The following is an 18,650-nucleotide window of genomic DNA, read 5'->3' on the forward strand; positions in this document are numbered from 1 at the left end:
TTCGTAAGACTTAACGTCGTGGTAAAGGGATAAATTGTGAGTCAGCACTTTGAACTTTACGCTCACCCACTTTAACCGTGAGATTTACGGTTTGTTCGCCACGAATGACTTCAACTTGAATATCGGTATTCGGTGCTTGGAGTGCAACATAATTAATTAAATGTGAGGTTGAAGTAATATCTTCATTATTCACTTTAATAATACGATCGCCTACTTTAATCCCAGCTTCTGCCGCAGGACCTTTTTTCAAGACATCAGCAACCACAACACCTGGCTGACGCGGTTGTAAAACATCTGCTTGCGTTGGCGGAACTAAACTAATGCCCATCCATCCACGAATCACACGACCATCTTTTAAAATTGAATTTAAAATTTGCTGACAGATTTTGGCAGGAATGGCAAAGCCAATCCCCAACGAACCACCTGACTGTGAGAAGATTGCAGTATTAACCCCAATCAAATTCCCAGCCACATCAATCAATGCACCACCAGAATTACCCGGGTTAATGGCTGCATCGGTCTGAATAAAGTCTTCGTAAGTATTGATACCGAGATCAGAACGACCCGTCGCAGAGATAATCCCCTGCGTTACCGTTTGCCCTACACCAAATGGATTGCCTATTGCCAACACAACATCACCGACTTCATTGCCACTCAATTTAAATGGCAAGACAGGTAATTCTTTCAACTCTATTTTAATCACAGCCAAATCTGTATCAGGGTCTGTCCCGATTACAGTCGCTTCTGCACGGCGACCATCTTGCAAGGCAACAACGATTTGATCTGCTTGAGCAATCACATGGTTATTTGTCAAAATATAACCATCTGGACGCACAATCACTCCAGAACCTAAACTGTTTTCATTCTGGTTTTGATTTTGTTCAGGGATCTGATTTCCAAAGAACTCTCTAAACGCAGGATCATTGAGCAATGGATGATTTTGTTTTACTTTTTGAGTGGTAAAAATATTCACCACTGCAGGTGCAGCAACCTTAACGGCAGCACTATAGGACACCACACCACCCGTTCGAGATGTATTGACCAAAGGCTCAACTTTCTCAGCTGGCATCTTCACACCATCAGCAGCAATGGGTGCTTTGGGCTGTTGAAGTTTTTGCCAAACCACAAAACAAATAATAACCAGTATCAGTAAAACCCAAGGGAGCCAAGTAAATGAACGCCGCACGTTTTTATTCCTCTAAGAATTTTTTAATTCGTTGATGCAAAAGCAATTTGTATATTGTAAAGCAATTCAATCAAGAAACATAAAAAACACAAAGAGTTTTGTTCAGCTTTAGTTACAATTTAAAATATGTTTTGATGGTCTTAACACACTTCATTTAAATAAAGGTTATTCATGGCTTTACTCAAAGATATCATCCAGTGGTGTGATCAAACCTTAAAATCACATGAATTTAAAGATTACGCGCCCAATGGATTACAAATCGAAGGACGATCTGAAGTAAAAAAAATCCTGTGTGCAGTCACCGCGTCGCAGGATGCGATTGATGCAGCGATTGCACAACAAGCAGACCTTCTCTTGGTCCATCATGGTTATTTCTGGAAAGGTGAACCCTATCCAATCACTGGCATGCGTGGCAAACGAATCAAAGCATTAATTCAAAATGATATTTCACTTGTTGGATACCACCTCCCCTTAGATTCGCATCCAATATTGGGGAATAATGCAATGATTGCCAAAATCCTTGAGCTGGAAAACATTGAAGCTTTAGACCCAAGCGAACGCAATCCGATTGGTAATATTGGTTATTTAAAAAACCCGATCTCACCAGAAGATTTTAAACACCTTCTCACTGAAAAATTAGGCTTTGATACCATCCATCTCAATGCAGAAAAATCATTGATTCAAAAAGTCGGATTTTGTACAGGTGGAGCACAGGATTTTATAGGCAAAGCGGCAGCGATGAATTGTGATGCCTATATTTCAGGTGAAGTCAGCGAACGTACTTTTTATGAAGCCAAAGAGTTAGATGTGCATTACTATGCATGTGGACACCATGCAACAGAGCGCTATGGTGTTCAACAACTTGCTCAAGCGATCGCTGAACAGTTCAATATTGACGCTAGTTATTTCGAACTCAACAACCCGATTTAAGCGCTATCCTAAAAAATGTAACGCATTTTTTGGCAAATATTGCTCTGCCGATTAGACACTTTTCCATAAAAATGCGATGTACTTTTTAGATTTTCTATATACGTATTAAATCGAAATAAATTGTGTATTGTTATTTAACATCTTGCACAATTGTTGAAAGAATCCATTACAATAAAGCCACTTAATGTTAAAACCCAGCTAAATGCAAGGAATTTAAAACATGACAACCATTACTTTACCTGCTTTACCATACGGCTATGAAGATCTTGCGCCGCACATCAGCAAAGAAACTTTAGAATTCCATCATGACAAGCACCACAATACTTATGTTGTAAACTTAAACAACTTAATCAAGGGTACTGATCTTGAAGGTAAAACTTTAGAAGAGATCATTGTTGCTGTTGCTGGCGATGCATCTAAAGCAGGTGTATTTAACAATGCTGCACAAGTTTGGAACCACACATTCTACTGGAACTGTATGGCTAAAAATGGTGGCGGTAAAGCTACTGGCGCTTTAGCTGCTAAAATTGATGAAGCTTTCGGTTCTTACGAAAAATTCGCTGAAGAGTTCGCAGCTGCTGCAACAACTCAATTCGGTTCAGGTTGGGCTTGGTTAGTTGCTGATAAAGTGAATGGCGAGCTTTCTATTCTTAAAACTTCAAATGCAGATACTCCACTTGCACATGGCAAAGTAGCGGTACTTACAATTGATGTTTGGGAACATGCTTATTACATCGACTTCCGTAATGCTCGTCCTAAATACATTTCGACTTTCTTAGAAAGCCTTGTAAACTGGGACTATGCAAACGCGAAATATGCGGGCCAAGAAGCTGGTGTTGAAAAATAAGATCTCAGCATTTTATTTTTGTAAAAAGGCCATTCTGATTAGAATGGCCTTTTTATGCGATTCAATTTTTTCAATTCAAATATGATCAATCCTAATTACACGGTAAAAGCAGATCCAATAAAAATCTTTTATAGTTATGCAATGCTTAGCGCTATTCAGATCCCCTGTTATCTCTATATTACCGACACGGACGATATCAGCTTCACTTTTATTTTTGTGGTCCTATTTTGGCTGTTTATTGTGTTGTTTGAACTTATTTCATTGTCTTTGCTGATCAAACATGGACGACCACAGATATGTTTTCATTCCGAGTTTTGCCAAATTCAAATGTATGCAATAAAAATCACCATTAATTATGCACAAATTTCTGCTTTCAGCATGCGTAAAATACAGCAAGAACATCGAGGCTTTTCTTTTGGTATGTGTTACGAACTTGACTTAATGTTTATTGATCACATTATGCAACAACATTTTTTGTGGAAAAAAGCCTATAGGGTTAAAAATATAGTGATTTCATCAAACTTGCTTTTTAAAAATATTCAAATCTTAGAAATCGCGATTATTTTTAGCGCTTTAGTCCGAATGAAAACATCACAACGAATACAAACCCTTCTTCAGCTGCAACAAAATTTAATCACTTATGATCATTTAATCTCGAATAAAGAACTGGAAAACTTTAAAAATAATCAATATATATACAAACTCTTTAAATTCGGACAATAAAAAAACATTTAAGACTTTTTTCTTATCATTTCACTTGACCACTTTGGCTTTCATCCATAAAATGCGCATCAGATTCTCCAATAGCTCAGTCGGTAGAGCGACGGACTGTTAATCCGCAGGTCCCTGGTTCGAGCCCAGGTTGGAGAGCCATCTATTCTTCCATAGCTCAGTCGGTAGAGCGACGGACTGTTAATCCGCAGGTCCCTGGTTCGAGCCCAGGTGGAAGAGCCAGATTCTAAAAAGCCCACTCATAATGAAGTGGGCTTTTTTATATCTTTATTTTCTATAAATAAAAGATGTACGGTCAAATCACTTAATTATTCATACAAGTCATTGATCATAACTAAAGCTTATGTTTTTGTATGAAATTTTAGAAACTGTTGGTTATCAATTCATTTTTGTACTTTTGAATCCTAGATGGTTATCCTATCGTGGGGCGACATGGATGTCGCCGTTGGGCGGGGGTACAGGACGTACCCCTCGCCCAGCAGAAGATTTTTGTCATCTTTTCATCTCTGAAAAGTGAGGCATCGCCTACGCAATGGTATTTAAACTTTGAATGTAAGGTGTGGCATTGCTAGCTTTTTATAATCAAACAATTTATTTTTTCCATATAATTGATTTAATTAAAAATATTAATTAAGAGAAATTATATTCTTGTGCCTGAGTTTTTTGACAGGTTGACTATAATTGATTTCACTCTCAATTTCAGAACGTTTAAAACAACTTTGCTTTTATTCAGATTTACTTTTATTCAGAATGATCAAATATTTAGCAAATAATGCTTTTTTATGATGAATTTAACAATTTTTCCTTGACCCATTCCCATTTCATCCCTAAAATGCGTTCCAGATTCTCCAATAGCTCAGTCGGTAGAGCGACGGACTGTTAATCCGCAGGTCCCTGGTTCGAGCCCAGGTTGGAGAGCCAGATTTTAAAAACCCACTCATGATTGAGTGGGTTTTTTCTTGTCTATACGATACCGATCCCTTATGTCTCTCGATTTACATCAAATTTTATTTTTATTGATTGGCAGTATCGCAACCTTTGCTTTATTGCTTGCCTGCTTTGGTCAGTATTTATTTCGAAATAAACATTATTATGCAAAACGTGTGATCACCCCTTTTGAACAGAAAATGTTTTTCCGTTTAAATGAAGCCTTTCCACAACATCATGTACTTGCACAAGTCGCGTTTAGCGCATTAATTGATTGCAATCAATTTAAATTGCGTTCCAAATTCAATCGTAAAGTGACCGACTTTGTCCTACTCGACAAACAGCTTGAAGTGATTGCTATTATTGAACTCGATGATCCCAGTCACCTTGGCAAAGAACATATCGATGCACAACGTGACGAGATGTTAGAACAAGCAGGTTATCAGGTATATCGCTATACCGATATTCCCAGTTGTCGAGATTTAAGAAAAGACATTGCTGATTAAACATGATCAGCCAAGCATTTTTAAAGCTTACCATTCAGCCATGTCTTATAAAATAATCGATGCAATACATAAGTAAACGATAACGCCTGTTGCATCGCAAATCGAAGTTACTAAGGGTGCCGAAGCACTTGCTGGATCCAGTTTTAAACGATTCAGTATAAATGGCAGACTCATTCCTATTAAGCAACCCATCAATACGATACCCATCATACTTAAAGCTAAAACCAAAGCGACCATTGCATCGCCTCTAAAGTAGCCAAGAATGGACACAGCAATTGCCATTGTTCCGCCCAAACATAAACCGACCAAGCTTTCACGCCCAATCAGATATATCCAATCTTTTAAATGTACATCACCCGTTGCCAATGCCCGTACCATTAACGTGGCCGATTGTGAGCCAGCATTCCCGCCACTCCCGACCAAAAGCGGCAAAAAGAATACCAGCACAATATTCTTTGCGATAATATCTTCAAAATGCGCAATCCCGAATCCAGACAATAAGCTGCCAAAAACCAAAATCACCAACCAAAATACCCGTTTTTTATAGAGGTAATGAATCGGTGCTGTCTTAATACTCATTTTAGGAGACGATGAGACTGCACTGGATTTTAAAAAGTCTTCTGTGGCTTCTTCAGTAACGACATCCATGGCATCATCATAAGTAACAATACCTAAAAGACGTTGTTGCTCATCAACAATTGGCAGCGCAATAAAGTCATAATAATGCAGCTTCTCTGCAATGCTCTCTTGGTCTTCATTAACGTCCCCAACAATCAAATCCGTACTCATAACTTCAGCAATGGTTTGCTCAGGCTCAGCAAGAATAATTTCACGTAAGGACACAACCCCGAGTAACTTGCCTTGTGCATTGACCACATAAATCAAATAGACCGTTTCACGATCTGTGGCAATTGCTCTGATCTGCTTGATGGCTTGTGCCATGTTCAAATCAGGTGACAATGTCACATAATCTGAACTCATAATTGCACCAGCAGACTCTTCTGGATATCTGGCTAAATGTTGGATCTGCTGTTGTATTTCAGGGCTTAAATCGGCATAAACAGATTGTTGTAATGCATAAGGCAAGTACTTAAATAAATCAGTACGATCGTCCGAGTGCATCTCAGAAATGATATTGACCAGTATCTGTTTCGGTAAATGTTCAGAAATTTTAAGTTGTTGTTCGAGTGATAAAAACTCAAGAATATAGGCAGCATTGGGCAAATACTCCACCAATGTCAGCTGTTCATTTAAAGATAAGTCTGCCAAAATTTTTGCGATATCGGCATCATTGATTTGTTCAAATTGTTTTTCAATGAGATCAAATTGATGGTTTTGAATGGCTTTTTCTATTTCTGAAACGAGTGCCAAAGAAAATTGCATAGGATGATCCAAATTCCATCAAACTTTTGCCACATGTTGGACTGCAATCCCACGAAAATAAAGATGTTTTTTGTTGTGAAACATATTTTAAAGGTTCTGTATGATTTTAAGCTTGATCAATGATCATCAAAGACCATTGAGCAAGCGAAGCTCATCAATCAACACCCTTACTCAGAGGGTACTTTTGATTTAAAAATTGAACGAACCAGCACATACATAAATGGGATAAACAGCAAAACTAAAACTGTTCCAAAGATCACCCCACCCAATACGCTTACCCCTATTTCTTGACGACTGGCAGCACCTGCACCAAATGCAACAACCAAGGGGATAATCCCTGCACCAAAGGCCAAGGATGTCATCAGAATTGGACGTAACCGCAATCCTGCGCCTTCTAATGCAGCAGCAATCGCTGTTTTACCTTTTTCCTGTGACAAGGCAGCAAACTCAACAATCAAAATCGCATTTTTACACGACAAACCAATTGTGGTCAGCAATGCAATTTGAAAGTAAATATCGTTTGGAAAACCTGCCAATTTACTAAAAATAATATTGCCTCCAATCCCCAAAGGAATTGCTGCTATTACAGCAGTTGGAATCGACCAGCTTTCATATAAGGCTGCTAGGCAAAGGAAAATAAAGCCGATCGAAATCAAATACAGTAACCATGCTTGGCTACTTGATTTTTGTTCTTCAAATGACAAGCCACTCCACGCAACATCTATTCCATCTTGTTGACTAATCAAGGTCTGAATATCTTTCATGGCTTGACCTGAACTGGTATGCGCCGCTGCATTGGCTTCCATTTGTAAGGCGGTATAACCTTGGAAACGATTCACAACGTCGGGACCACCTTCCCAGCGCGTCGTTGCGAAATTGCTAAATGGCACCATCTGGTTCTGTGCATTACGCACTGTCCATACTTGTAGATCTTCAGGCTTGGAACGAAACTCTGCATCGCCCTGCATCATCACCCGTTTAATTCGTCCACGATCAATAAAGTCATTTACATAAGAGCCACCCCATGCCGCTGACAAGGTGTTGTTTATCGCAGTTTGACTCAGCCCATTTGCCAATGCCAATTTTTGATTGACATCAACTTTTAACTTAGATTTATCAGGATTGGATTTTTTATCCAGATTTTCAAAGGATTGGAACTGTTTGGCTTGTGTCTGCAATGTAGTGAATTGTTGGTCTAAATATTTCCTGCCTTGACCGTTAATATCCTGAATCCAGAATTCTAAGCTATCACTATCCCCCAAGCCATTTACAGAAGCAGGCAAACTGACTGTAATCCGAGCATTGCGATCTTGACTAAAATACTTTGTCGCACGTTCACGAATTGCTTGCGCAGAATTTTGTGTACCTGAGCGATCGTCCCAATGCTTTAAAGCCACAAAGCCTGTTCCTAAATTTTGTCCTGTACCCGAAAAATTACGCCCATAACGAATCAACACAATATCAACATTCTGTTTTTCATGTTCAAGGAAATATTTTCGGATATTTTCCCCAACCACCTGACTACTCGACATCGGTGCGCCATCAGCTAAGCGGAACTGCACACTCAGCATGCCCTGATCTTCACTTGGAATAAAACTGGTGGGTAAAGCCCGATAGATCAGTGAAAATACAGCAATCAAAGCCACAAAAATCGTCAAAATCACCCATTTCAAATTTAAGGTCTTTTGAATCAGGTGAATATAACCTTGTCTTAGATTTTCAAGTTTGCGATTAAACCATGTGGCCCAACGCATGGGTTTAGGATTGGGTTTTAAAATAATGGCACAGAGTGCGGGGGTTAGGATCAATGCAACCAACAATGACAAGGCCATTGCCGCCACTAAGGTGATGGAGAATTGACGATAAATCACGCCTGTTGAACCGGTAAAGAATGCCATCGGAATAAATACTGCGGTCAAAACCACGGTAATCCCAATCAAAGCTCCTGTCATTTCCTGCATAGACTCGATAGATGCCTGTTTTGCAGTTAAGCCCTGCTCATGCATCAAGCGTTCAACATTTTCCACCACCACAATGGCGTCATCGACCAACAGACCAATTGCCAACACCAAGGCAAATAAAGTCAATGTGTTAATACTCATGCCCAGCACATTAAGTACCGCAAAAGTACCTAAAATCACAATCGGTACAGTAATGGTTGGAACCAGCGTTGCACGCCAACTTTGTAGGAAAATAAACATGACCAGAACCACCAATACGATGGCTTCTAATAAGGTTTTGACCACCTCTTTAATCGATTCTTGCACAAACGGCGTGTTATCACGTGGATAAACAATCTTATAACCTTGTGGTAATTTTTCAGAAATCTTCGCCAATTCAGCTTTGATGAGTGCAGATGTTGCTAAAGCGTTTGCACCAGAGGATAAAGAAATCCCCATGCCCGATGAAGGGTAACCATTAATGGTATTAAAAGACTGATAATTTTCTGCACCCAACTCAATACGCGCCACATCTTTTAAATAGATATAGCTACCATCTGTATTGGATTTAACAATAATATTTTTAAATTCGTCGACTGTTCTTAAACGTGAACCAGCCGTGACTTTGGCATTTAAATATTGGTCAGCAGCTACTGGTAAATCACCGACGCCACCAGCTGCAACCTGTGTATTCTGTGCTTCTATTGCTGACCGAATATCACTCGGCATCAATTGATATTGACGCAGTAAATTCGGATTCAGCCAAATTCGCATGGCGTATTGAGAGCCGAAAACATCAACTTCACCAATCCCCTCAATCCGTGACAATTCTTGTTCTATATGATCAGATAAGTAATCACCTAATTCGATATTGTTACTTTTACCTGTTTCATCATACAAGCCCACCACCATAAAGGTATCGCCAAGTGATTTATTCACCGTTACACCTTGACGCTGTACATCATCTGGCAAGCGGTTCAGTACACCATTGATACTATTTTGTACTTGGACTTGTGCGGTATCTGGATCCGTTCCATTTTCAAAGCTGATACTAATTCTGGCACGACCCGATGAGTCACTACTCGAACTAAAATACAGCAGATTGTCGATCCCTTTAATTTGCTGCTCTAAAACCTCAGTAACACTCTCTTCAACAGTTTCAGCATCTGCACCTGTATAGGTTGTAGAAACACTAATCCTTGGCGGAGCAATATCTGGATATCGCTCTATCGGTAAATTCAAGACTGAAAATACGCCTAAAGCCATGACAATAATTGCAAGTACACAGGCAAAAATAGGACGTTGAATAAAAAATTTTGAGAGCATCAGAGTAGGTTCTGCGTCAAAGGATTGAGGTAAAGTTGTTGTAGCAATTAAATCGACTTTATATGGATATTCTGTGACTTAAACTAAAAACTCAAGGAAAAATAACAGAAAAGCGAATGATAAGTTTAAATATGAAGAAACTATGAAGAATTTTTTTCTTCTAGACATAAATCAACCAAAAGCATTTCATCAATTTTTCATCTTGATGTCATCACAGTGTCAATTTAACCACTTAGACTACAGCCAGTTTCCATATAAGAATTTGAGAAAAATATGATTAAAAATACTGGGTTAATGATCAGTATTATGGCGTTATTAACCGCTTGTAATGATGACGATAAAAAATCAGAAAACGTCACACCAGAATACAAAGAACCTAAAATCATTATTGTTGGTCACCGAGGGGCAAGTGCTTTACGCCCTGAACATACCCTTGAAAGTTATCAAAAAGCCATTGATGATGGTGCTGATTTTATTGAACCAGATTTGGTATCGACCAAAGATGGCGTATTGGTTGCACGCCATGAAAATGAAATTGGTGGTACAACCAATGTCAGCACATTCAGCCAATTTGCAGATCGTAAGAAAACAAAAATCATCGATGGGACATCATTAACAGGATGGTTTACAGAAGACTTTACTTTAAGTGAATTAAATCAACTTAAAGCACGCGAGCGTATTCCAGCTTTACGCCCGAACAATACCCAATACAATGATCAATTGAATATCCCTACCCTTGAGCAGATTATTGAACTGGCGGAAAAGAATTATAAAAAAACCGGTAAAGTGGTTGGGCTCTATATTGAAACCAAGCACCCAACATATTTTCAAAAATTAAATTTAGCCATGGAAGATCCATTGCTTAAAACTTTGGCAAAGTACCAATATAGCCGTGAAATTGCGCCAATTTATCTACAATCATTTGAAGTCAATAATTTAAAGTACTTTAAAGACCAATTGACAGCACATAAAAGCTTAAAGCATGCCAAAATTATTCAGCTTTATGATGATAAGAAAATCAGTCCAGCAGATTATGCTGCACAAGGGATTAAAACCACTTATGGCGATATGGCAACAGCACAAGGTTTAAAAGACGTCGCCAAATATTCTGATGGTGTAGGTCCATGGAAACCGTATATTTTTAATGATAGCTATACTGCACCCTCTTCTTTCGTTACAGATGCACATGCTGTGAACTTAAAAGTCCATCCGTATACTTTCCGTCCTGAAAATAACTTCCTTGCCAACAATTTAAAATGTAGTACAGCTGAAGCAGATGCAGCCAAGCGTTGTGAAGCTGGAGCGAACAAAGAATATGAGATGTATTTTAAAGCTGGTGTGGATGGTGTATTTACCGATGATCCTGGTTTAGGTCGTAAAGCTTTAGATGCGTACTTAAAAGCCAATCCAAATATCAAGTAACAGCTGATTTATTCAAAAAAATTAAGCAAACGATTCAACTGTTTGCTTAATTTTTTCTAAACTTGGTGTTTTTTGTTTAAAATTAATCCCAATTTAAGTTTAGAATAATACACTTCTTAAAAACTTTAGCTGCTTTGATTTATGAGTGATTATTCTCCATTTAAGGGTACGACGGGTTTCAAACGCATTCTCAATGCAACAGGCTATTCTTTAGCAGGATTTAAAGCTGCATACCAAAATGAAGCTGCTTTCCGTCAAATTGTTTGGATTAATATCGTTTTAATTCCGATTACATTCTTTGTTGATGTCTCTTCTGTTGAACAAGCAGTGATGATAGGTGTCTGCTTATTGGCAATCATTGTAGAATTGTTTAATTCAGCATTAGAAGCTGTAGTTGATCGTGTTTCTTTAGAACGTCATCCACTGTCTAAAAATGCCAAAGATATGGGAAGTGCCGCACAGTTCGTAGCTCAAGCAATTATTTTCTTTACCTGGATCATTATTCTTTTTAGGTAAGTATTGTTTCTAGATCAAATAACCTTTTTATCTAAGTTATTCTTTTAAAAAATTAGACAGCATAGTGACATTCCACCGCAGGTAAAATGTCAATTCATAAAAATTTATAACAGCTTAATTTTGCTTTACTGCGCTACTCCAGTCTAAGCACCACGACATTTTAACTCGAACAGCGACTTTCAGTTTAAAGTTATCTCTGTAAACAATGGATTAAATTGATGGTTGTGGAATTGGGATATTCTTGTCAATTTTGTCAGGTCGATTGAGATGCATAGAACAATTACTATATCCCCATTTGGTGACCTTACCTTGTTCAAGCATAAATTTCCTTGTACAAGCATTCCAGCCATCGTTATATGAAATAATTTTTGCACCATTTGGGAGTGCATAGCTTCTATACGGTGGTCCCCATTTACTGATCAGTTTTTCTTCTGTACTCCCCACCCAAGACTGCATCAAATCATTTCTTGTTTCGGGTCTTTGTCCCATGATACTTAAACATCCCGTTAGCATCTGGGTGATTGCAATAATGAAGATTAATCTTTTCATTTTAGTTCTCCTCAGTTTTCGTGTTGTATTTATATTTACCGAACAGTACAAAAGCATAATAAAAAATATACAAAAAGACAAGGATGAAACAACTTGCATAAAAAATCCCCGCATAAAGCGAGGATTTTTTATGATCTAAGATCGAAACGATATTACATCATTCCGCCCATACCACCCATACCGCCCATATCAGGCATAGCAGGTTTGTCTTCCGGGATATCAGTAATCATACATTCAGTCGTTAACATCAAACCAGCAACAGATGCAGCATGCTCAAGTGCAGAACGCGTTACTTTAGCAGGGTCAAGGATACCCATTTCTAACATATCGCCATATTGTGAAGTTGCAGCATTGTAACCAAAGTTACCTTCACCGCTCTTCACTGCATTGATCACAACTGATGGCTCATCGCCCGCGTTAGACACGATTTGACGAAGTGGCGCTTCGATCGCACGACGAAGGATGTTCACACCTACAGTTTGGTCATCATTTGCACCAACAAGACCGTCAAGTACTTTAGCTGCACGTACCAACGCAACACCACCACCTGCAACAACACCTTCTTCAACCGCAGCACGCGTTGCATGAAGCGCATCATCTACACGGTCTTTCTTCTCTTTCATTTCAACTTCAGTTGCAGCACCAATTTTGATTACAGCAACACCGCCAGCGAGTTTAGCTACGCGCTCTTGAAGTTTTTCTTTATCGTATTCAGATGTTGATTCTTCGATTTGAGCACGAATTTGAGTTACACGTTCAGCAATTTGATTTGCATCACCAGCACCATCAACAATCACAGTATTTTCTTTAGAAATCGTGATTTTATGTGCAGTACCTAAATCTTGAAGCGTTGCTTGCTCTAAAGACATGCCTACTTCTTCAGAAATCACAGTAGCACCTGTCAAGATCGCGATATCTTGAAGCATTGCTTTACGACGATCACCAAAACCAGGTGCTTTAACCGCACATACTTTGATAATACCGCGCATGTTGTTTACAACCAGTGTTGCAAGAGCTTCACCTTCAACATCTTCAGCGATGATGAGTAATGGTTTACCTGTTTTTGCAACAGCTTCTAAAACTGTAATCAATTCACGGATATTACCAATTTTCTTATCAACAAGAAGAATGAATGGATTTTCAAGTTCAGCAGTCAAAGTATCTTGCTTGTTTGCAAAGTACGGGCTGATATAACCACGATCAAACTGCATACCTTCTACAACATCAAGCGCATCTTCAAAGCCTGAACCTTCTTCAACAGTAATCACGCCTTCTTTACCAACGCGTTCCATTGCTTGCGCAATCAACTTACCTACAGTTTCATCAGAGTTTGCAGAAATCGAACCGACTTGTTCAATTGCTTTGGTATCAGAAGCTGGTTTAGCAGTTGCTTTGATATTTTCAACAACAGCTCTAACCGCAAGGTCGATACCACGTTTCAAATCCATTGGGTTCATACCCGCAGTGACTGATTTGATCCCTTCATTTAAAATCGCTTGAGCAAGTACAGTTGCAGTTGTTGTACCGTCACCTGCGATATCATTGGTTTTTGAAGAAACTTCACGAACCAATTGTGCACCCATGTTTTCGAATTTGTCTTTTAAAGAAATTTCTTTAGCAACAGTTACACCATCTTTAGTGATGTGTGGTGCACCGAAAGAACGATCAATAACAACGTTACGACCTTTAGGGCCTAAAGTTACTTTTACTGCATCTGCAAGTACGTTTACACCCGCGATCATTTTTGAACGCGCTGAATCACCAAATTTTACGTCTTTAGCTGACATACTAAACTCCAGATATCTTTATAAATTTTAAATTTTGACCAATATTTTTGGATGAAAACCCATCTCAACAGCAGAAGATTAACCTTCCAATACCGCTAAAATGTCAGATTCTTTCATCACAAGAAGTTCTTCACCATCAACTTTAACTTTAGTACCTGCATAAGCACCAAACAGTACGTTATCGCCAACTTTAACGTCTAAAGCGCGTACACCGTTATCAGTGATTTTGCCATTACCTACAGCAAGAATTTCACCTTGAGCAGGCTGTTCAGCTGCAGAAGTACTTAAAATCAAACCACCTGCTGTTTTAGTTTCTTTTTCAACACGGCGGATCACAACGTTGTCATGTAAAGGACGAATCTTGCTCATTTCTAACTCCATAGACATTTTAAAATGTCATTGATTACTCAGCGAAGATGACTTCTTATTCCTAGGTCATCGACAAAATATTTGTATGTCACATTTGTGGGGATGGAAATAAACGCTTCAAGGGGAAAACGAAAAAAAATTTATTTAATTTGTATGTTTTTTCTTCTTTTGTATCAAATCATGTCTAATTCAGAATTTTTTACCGCAGTTTTGGCAATAAATTCCTGTAATTGTTCATCAAAAAAATAATGTTCAAAGCGCCCATCTTGGTGAATCACATTAAAGCTATTAGGTATATTTTTATGCAAACGTCGAGAAACTGCTGTACCCGCATGAACCTCATAAACCGGTTGTTTTAAATTTAGCGCAAAGGCTTGATTCAGATCATAGACCGCAACTAAATGTAAATGACCGTGCAATAAAGCATACAGTTGATGTTGTCCCCATTCTTTAATGGCAAACTGCCCTAAAGCTGGACAATCCTTTAAGTGATGGTCTTCATTTGAGGTATAAAAAGGTTGATGACTAACGATTATTTTTAATTTATTTTTTGGTGCTTTTGCCAACAACTGATTTACATTTTGAATTTGCTCAAATGAAATATGTCCGCGTGTATGATAACGGCGACGAATACTGTTCATGCCAATTAAATAAAAATGCTCTGTAAATAAGCTATGTTCTAAACTGCCAAAGAACAGTTGATATAAGCCAAATGGTCTAAAGGCACGATTCCAGACATGATACAAAGGAATATCATGGTTGCCGGGCACCACAAAATAAGGGATGTTTAGTGATTCTAAAAACTGCTTACATGCATAGAATTCTTTAAATTTAGCACGTTGAGTTAAATCACCGCTCACCACAACCACTTCTGGTTTATGCACAGCACAAAACTTTTGAATCGCCCGTATACACTCTGGACGCTCAGTACCAAAATGTAGATCAGACAGATGCAATAACATGCGGCACCATAATTTTTAAAGCATTTTTTTCTACGTGTAAGGTTAATGGGGTCGTCATTGAAACAATTTCTCCATCGACAGCAACGGTCAGTTTAGGCTTTTTTGAATAGACAATGACTTTTTGTGCACCAAAACTATACACATCGGAAGCGTTTTCCAATTTTCCACGAATGGTTTGAAACAAGGTTTTAAATAAAGTGGCTTTATCCCCTTTGGCGATCACCACACCGGCAATTTCCCCCACCTCTGCACATTTCGAAATTTTTAAATTCAATTCTTTTAATTGCAGTTGATTATTACCAAAAAAAATCAGTGGTGTTTTTACAGGATACTTTTGCCCATCTACTTCGATCTCTAATTTGAGTTCTTTACGATCACGAATCAGTACATCCAAACCAGACGTGTAAGCATTTAAAGGAAAGCGTCCAAACCGACGATTATATTCTTCGCGTTTTTTAATAAACAAAGGATATAAACCTAAACTGGCATTATTTAAATAAATTTGATCATTGATACAGGCCACATGTGAGGCACGCGGCTCCCCAGTGGCAATCACATTGGCTGCTTCTAAAATATTCAAGGGGATATGTAGAACACGCGCCACATAATTAAAAGTACCCAAAGGTAGTATTCCCATAGGAATTTTTTGCTTTAACATTTGCGAGGCGACTGCATTCAACGTACCATCACCACCAGCAGCGACAATGACACCACAATCTGAGTATTGTTCATGACGTTGAAAGATTTTTTGCATCAAGGTTTTTATATCAGGCTCTGAACCAATATCAAAAACTTGAATTTCAAAACCATGTGAGGTCCAGATGGTCATGAGTTTTTCATAAATATCATCTTTCTGATTGGCATGAAAACCTGACTTTTCATTGTAAATCATTGAAAGAGGCTTGAGTTCTGTGTCCATAAGCTTGATTATTTTGAAGTATTTGCACTAATTTCGTCGATTTTCTAAACAAATAAAAGCACCTTTATGTAAAATTCGAATTATGCCCATTTATTAAATCAATAATTAATTTAGTAAATCTTATAATTTCAACTTATTGTAAACTATTATTATTTACAATTAAAATACCCTACATTCTATTTAAAAATACCAATAAAAATCAAACAATAATCCATGTTAGATAATACAAATCAAACACTTAGTGAAAATTCGAGCATTGGTATCTTTTAAGCCTTTAGTCTTATTTTTTTTATGAATATATGTTTTAATACCACCACTTTTTTTCATACTTAAATTTGAATGTAGTATCCCTTCATTCAGATTATTATTTGTACACAAAATTGTACATATTTTAGATAGGCCTCACCATGACCCAAGTGAACGCACCAGAATTCGTTCGTCATCCCAAGCTCATTGCATGGGTTGAAGAAATTGCTAAATTAACTAAACCTGCAAAAATTGAATGGTGTGACGGAAGCGAAGAAGAGAATCAACGTTATATCGACTTGATGATCGCTAACGGCACTATGCAAGCGTTGAACCAAGAAAAACATCCTGGTTCTTATTTAGCGAATTCTGATCCGTCTGACGTAGCGCGTGTTGAAGGTCGTACATACATCTGCTCTGAAAAACAAGAAGATGCTGGTGCGACAAACAACTGGGAAGCTCCTGCTGAGATGCGTACTCGCCTTAACGGTTTGTTTGATGGTGCAATGCAAGGACGTACCATGTACGTGGTTCCATTCTCTATGGGTCCATTAGGTTCTCACATTGCTCACATCGGTATCGAAATTACAGATTCTCCTTATGTTGCTGTAAGTATGCGTAAAATGGCTCGTATGGGTAAAGCTGTTTATGACGTACTAGGCACTGATGGCGACTATGTTCCTTGCGTACATACTGTTGGCGCTCCGCTGGCTGAAGGTCAAAAAGATGTTGCATGGCCTTGTAACCCAGAAAAATATATCGTGCATTATCCAGAAACGCGTGAGATCTGGTCTTACGGTTCAGGATACGGCGGTAACGCATTATTGGGTAAAAAATGCCTTGCTTTACGTATTGCATCATCTATGGGTCGTCAACAAGGCTGGTTAGCTGAACACATGTTGATCCTTGGCGTGACCAATCCACAAGGTGAGAAACACTATATTGCTGCGGCATTCCCATCTGCATGTGGTAAAACCAACTTTGCGATGTTGATTCCACCTGCAGGTTATGAAGGTTGGAAAATTGAAACTGTAGGTGACGATATTGCTTGGATCAAACCAGGTGAAGATGGTCGCTTATATGCAATCAACCCTGAAGCTGGTTTCTTTGGTGTCGCACCTGGTACAAACATCAAAACAAATCCAAACTGTATGGCGACACTTCACAAAGATGTCATCTATACAAACGTTGCTGTAACAGAAGATGGCGACGTATGGTGGGAAGGTTTAACCAAAGAAGCGCCTGCTAACTTGACCAACTGGAAAGGCCAACCGCATGTTGCTGGTGAAAAAGCAGCACATCCAAATGCGCGTTTCACCGTTGCAGCGGGTCAATGCCCTTCTATTGATGCTGACTGGGAAAATCCAGCTGGCGTACCAATTTCTGCGTTCATCTTCGGTGGTCGTCGTGCAGATACAGTACCTTTAATCTCAGAAGCTTTTGACTGGGTTGATGGTGTTTATAAAGCAGCAACAATGGGTTCTGAAACAACTGCAGCTGCAGTAGGTCAACAAGGTGTTGTACGCCGTGACCCATTTGCAATGCTTCCATTTGCTGGCTATAACATGGCTGACTATTTCTCTCATTGGTTAGAAATGGGTGAAGAAGTTGGTGCTAAAGCGAAAGCTGCAGGCAATAAACTTCCTGGCATTTATAACGTAAACTGGTTCCGTCGCGATGCTGAAGGCAACTTTGTATGGCCTGGTTTTGGTCAAAACATGCGTGTGCTTGAGTGGATCATTGACCGTTGTGAAGGTCGTGCTGAAGCAGTGGAAACACCGATTGGTTTTGTTCCAACTTATGAGCAATTGAACTGGACAGGTTCTGACTTCACTAAAGATCAATTTAATCTTGTGACTTCTCAAAACAAAGATCAATGGATCAAAGAGATTGAGAGCCACACTGAGTTATTTGATATACTTGGTGAGCGCTTACCAGCTGCACTTAAAACTCGTCAAAATGAGCTTTTAGAGGCTGTTAAAAAATCTGCTTAATCGCTAAAAATTAAGTCATACAAAAAGACCGCTACATAGCGGTCTTTTTTGCTTAGTGTGATACATTTCACTTTATTGCTTTGGTATTCATTACAATTATGTAATAAAA

16 protein-coding genes and 3 tRNA genes are annotated in these 18,650 nt (G+C 38.7%); 11 read left to right on the forward strand and 8 right to left on the reverse strand.

The genetic code is table 11. The features are described 5' to 3' along the window. Positions 1-10: 10 nt before the first annotated feature. Positions 11-1,186, reverse strand: a complete 1,176-nt coding sequence (locus FY049_RS03130) for a S1C family serine protease (protein ID WP_446083181.1) — start codon at positions 1,184-1,186, stop codon at positions 11-13. A gap of 171 nt (positions 1,187-1,357) precedes the next feature. Here FY049_RS03130 and FY049_RS03135 point away from each other — a divergent pair, with 171 nt between their 5' ends. From FY049_RS03135 to FY049_RS03170, 8 genes are all read left to right on the forward strand, one after another. Further along, positions 1,358-2,116 (forward strand): Nif3-like dinuclear metal center hexameric protein, encoded by a 759-nt coding sequence (locus FY049_RS03135; RefSeq protein ID WP_056514277.1) that lies wholly within the window; start codon positions 1,358-1,360, stop codon positions 2,114-2,116. A 220-nt stretch (positions 2,117-2,336) separates the two neighbouring features. Further along, positions 2,337-2,963, forward strand: a complete 627-nt coding sequence (locus FY049_RS03140; protein WP_004722425.1) for a superoxide dismutase — start codon at positions 2,337-2,339, stop codon at positions 2,961-2,963. Between the two features lie 327 nt (positions 2,964-3,290). Next, positions 3,291-3,686 carry a hypothetical protein gene (locus FY049_RS03145; protein WP_224964951.1) on the forward strand — a complete coding sequence of 132 codons (396 nt, stop codon included), beginning with the start codon at positions 3,291-3,293 and terminating at the stop codon, positions 3,684-3,686. Between the two features lie 74 nt (positions 3,687-3,760). After that, a tRNA-Asn gene (locus tag FY049_RS03150) sits at positions 3,761-3,836 on the forward strand. A 5-nt stretch (positions 3,837-3,841) separates the two neighbouring features. Further along, a tRNA-Asn gene (locus FY049_RS03155) sits at positions 3,842-3,917 on the forward strand. Positions 3,918-4,038: 121 nt separating this feature from the next. Continuing rightward, positions 4,039-4,212 (forward strand): hypothetical protein, encoded by a 174-nt coding sequence (locus FY049_RS03160; RefSeq protein ID WP_224964950.1) that lies wholly within the window; start codon positions 4,039-4,041, stop codon positions 4,210-4,212. Between the two features lie 328 nt (positions 4,213-4,540). After that, a tRNA-Asn gene (locus tag FY049_RS03165) sits at positions 4,541-4,616 on the forward strand. Between the two features lie 62 nt (positions 4,617-4,678). After that, entirely contained in the window at positions 4,679-5,128 is a 450-nt protein-coding gene (locus tag FY049_RS03170; protein WP_056514285.1) for a DUF2726 domain-containing protein, read from the forward strand. A gap of 45 nt (positions 5,129-5,173) precedes the next feature. Here the strand turns inward: FY049_RS03170 and mgtE are convergent, their stop codons facing one another. Beyond that, a complete protein-coding gene (mgtE, locus tag FY049_RS03175) occupies positions 5,174-6,511 on the reverse strand; it encodes a magnesium transporter (RefSeq protein WP_446083182.1) in 1,338 nt (445 codons plus the stop codon). Between the two features lie 167 nt (positions 6,512-6,678). Further along, the gene (locus FY049_RS03180; RefSeq protein WP_446083183.1) at positions 6,679-9,777 is read right to left on the reverse strand and encodes a multidrug efflux RND transporter permease subunit; all 3,099 of its coding nucleotides are present in this window, start codon (positions 9,775-9,777) and stop codon (positions 6,679-6,681) included. A gap of 273 nt (positions 9,778-10,050) precedes the next feature. On the opposite strand from FY049_RS03180, the gene FY049_RS03185 reads away from it, so the two are divergent. Both FY049_RS03185 and FY049_RS03190 read left to right on the forward strand, forming a co-directional pair. Then, positions 10,051-11,199: a glycerophosphodiester phosphodiesterase gene (locus FY049_RS03185; protein ID WP_446083184.1), complete on the forward strand. Its 1,149-nt coding sequence runs from the start codon at positions 10,051-10,053 to the stop codon at positions 11,197-11,199. A 141-nt stretch (positions 11,200-11,340) separates the two neighbouring features. Beyond that, positions 11,341-11,715, forward strand: coding sequence for a diacylglycerol kinase (locus FY049_RS03190; RefSeq protein WP_004722437.1), 375 nt, complete (start codon positions 11,341-11,343; stop codon positions 11,713-11,715). Between the two features lie 210 nt (positions 11,716-11,925). Here FY049_RS03190 and FY049_RS03195 read toward each other — a convergent pair whose 3' ends face one another. The 5 genes from FY049_RS03195 to FY049_RS03215 form a co-directional block, all read right to left on the reverse strand. Next, entirely contained in the window at positions 11,926-12,264 is a 339-nt protein-coding gene (locus FY049_RS03195; RefSeq protein WP_446083185.1) for a hypothetical protein, read from the reverse strand. 152 nt (positions 12,265-12,416) lie between these two features. Next, a complete protein-coding gene (gene groL, locus FY049_RS03200) occupies positions 12,417-14,051 on the reverse strand; it encodes a chaperonin GroEL (RefSeq protein WP_004819670.1) in 1,635 nt (544 codons plus the stop codon). A 78-nt stretch (positions 14,052-14,129) separates the two neighbouring features. Continuing rightward, on the reverse strand, positions 14,130-14,420 hold the full coding sequence (locus FY049_RS03205) for a co-chaperone GroES (protein ID WP_004722444.1): 291 nt from the start codon (positions 14,418-14,420) through the stop codon (positions 14,130-14,132). 173 nt (positions 14,421-14,593) lie between these two features. Then, positions 14,594-15,382 (reverse strand): metallophosphoesterase family protein, encoded by a 789-nt coding sequence (locus FY049_RS03210; RefSeq protein ID WP_327858267.1) that lies wholly within the window; start codon positions 15,380-15,382, stop codon positions 14,594-14,596. Next, positions 15,363-16,301, reverse strand: a complete 939-nt coding sequence (locus FY049_RS03215) for a diacylglycerol/lipid kinase family protein (RefSeq protein ID WP_419305466.1) — start codon at positions 16,299-16,301, stop codon at positions 15,363-15,365. Before FY049_RS03215 ends, FY049_RS03210 begins: the two co-directional genes overlap by 20 nt. A 407-nt stretch (positions 16,302-16,708) precedes the next feature. Here FY049_RS03215 and FY049_RS03220 point away from each other — a divergent pair, with 407 nt between their 5' ends. Beyond that, positions 16,709-18,541 carry a phosphoenolpyruvate carboxykinase (GTP) gene (locus tag FY049_RS03220; RefSeq protein ID WP_446083186.1) on the forward strand — a complete coding sequence of 611 codons (1,833 nt, stop codon included), beginning with the start codon at positions 16,709-16,711 and terminating at the stop codon, positions 18,539-18,541. The last annotated feature ends 109 nt before the right edge of the window (positions 18,542-18,650 follow it).

The organism is Acinetobacter sp. 1125_18A, assembly GCF_052824985.1.

Coding starts and splice junctions, on each gene's coding strand:
- FY049_RS03190 (WP_004722437.1), top strand. CDS start 11,341: ATGAGTGATTATTCTCCATTTAAGGGTACGACGGGTTTCAAACGCATT.
- FY049_RS03180 (WP_446083183.1), bottom strand. CDS start 9,777: ATGCTCTCAAAATTTTTTATTCAACGTCCTATTTTTGCCTGTGTACTT.
- FY049_RS03195 (WP_446083185.1), bottom strand. CDS start 12,264: ATGAAAAGATTAATCTTCATTATTGCAATCACCCAGATGCTAACGGGA.
- FY049_RS03205 (WP_004722444.1), bottom strand. CDS start 14,420: ATGAGCAAGATTCGTCCTTTACATGACAACGTTGTGATCCGCCGTGTT.
- FY049_RS03185 (WP_446083184.1), top strand. CDS start 10,051: ATGATTAAAAATACTGGGTTAATGATCAGTATTATGGCGTTATTAACC.
- FY049_RS03220 (WP_446083186.1), top strand. CDS start 16,709: ATGACCCAAGTGAACGCACCAGAATTCGTTCGTCATCCCAAGCTCATT.
- FY049_RS03145 (WP_224964951.1), top strand. CDS start 3,291: ATGTATGCAATAAAAATCACCATTAATTATGCACAAATTTCTGCTTTC.
- FY049_RS03170 (WP_056514285.1), top strand. CDS start 4,679: ATGTCTCTCGATTTACATCAAATTTTATTTTTATTGATTGGCAGTATC.
- FY049_RS03135 (WP_056514277.1), top strand. CDS start 1,358: ATGGCTTTACTCAAAGATATCATCCAGTGGTGTGATCAAACCTTAAAA.
- FY049_RS03215 (WP_419305466.1), bottom strand. CDS start 16,301: ATGGACACAGAACTCAAGCCTCTTTCAATGATTTACAATGAAAAGTCA.
- mgtE (WP_446083182.1), bottom strand. CDS start 6,511: ATGCAATTTTCTTTGGCACTCGTTTCAGAAATAGAAAAAGCCATTCAA.
- FY049_RS03160 (WP_224964950.1), top strand. CDS start 4,039: ATGTTTTTGTATGAAATTTTAGAAACTGTTGGTTATCAATTCATTTTT.
- groL (WP_004819670.1), bottom strand. CDS start 14,051: ATGTCAGCTAAAGACGTAAAATTTGGTGATTCAGCGCGTTCAAAAATG.
- FY049_RS03140 (WP_004722425.1), top strand. CDS start 2,337: ATGACAACCATTACTTTACCTGCTTTACCATACGGCTATGAAGATCTT.
- FY049_RS03210 (WP_327858267.1), bottom strand. CDS start 15,382: ATGTTATTGCATCTGTCTGATCTACATTTTGGTACTGAGCGTCCAGAG.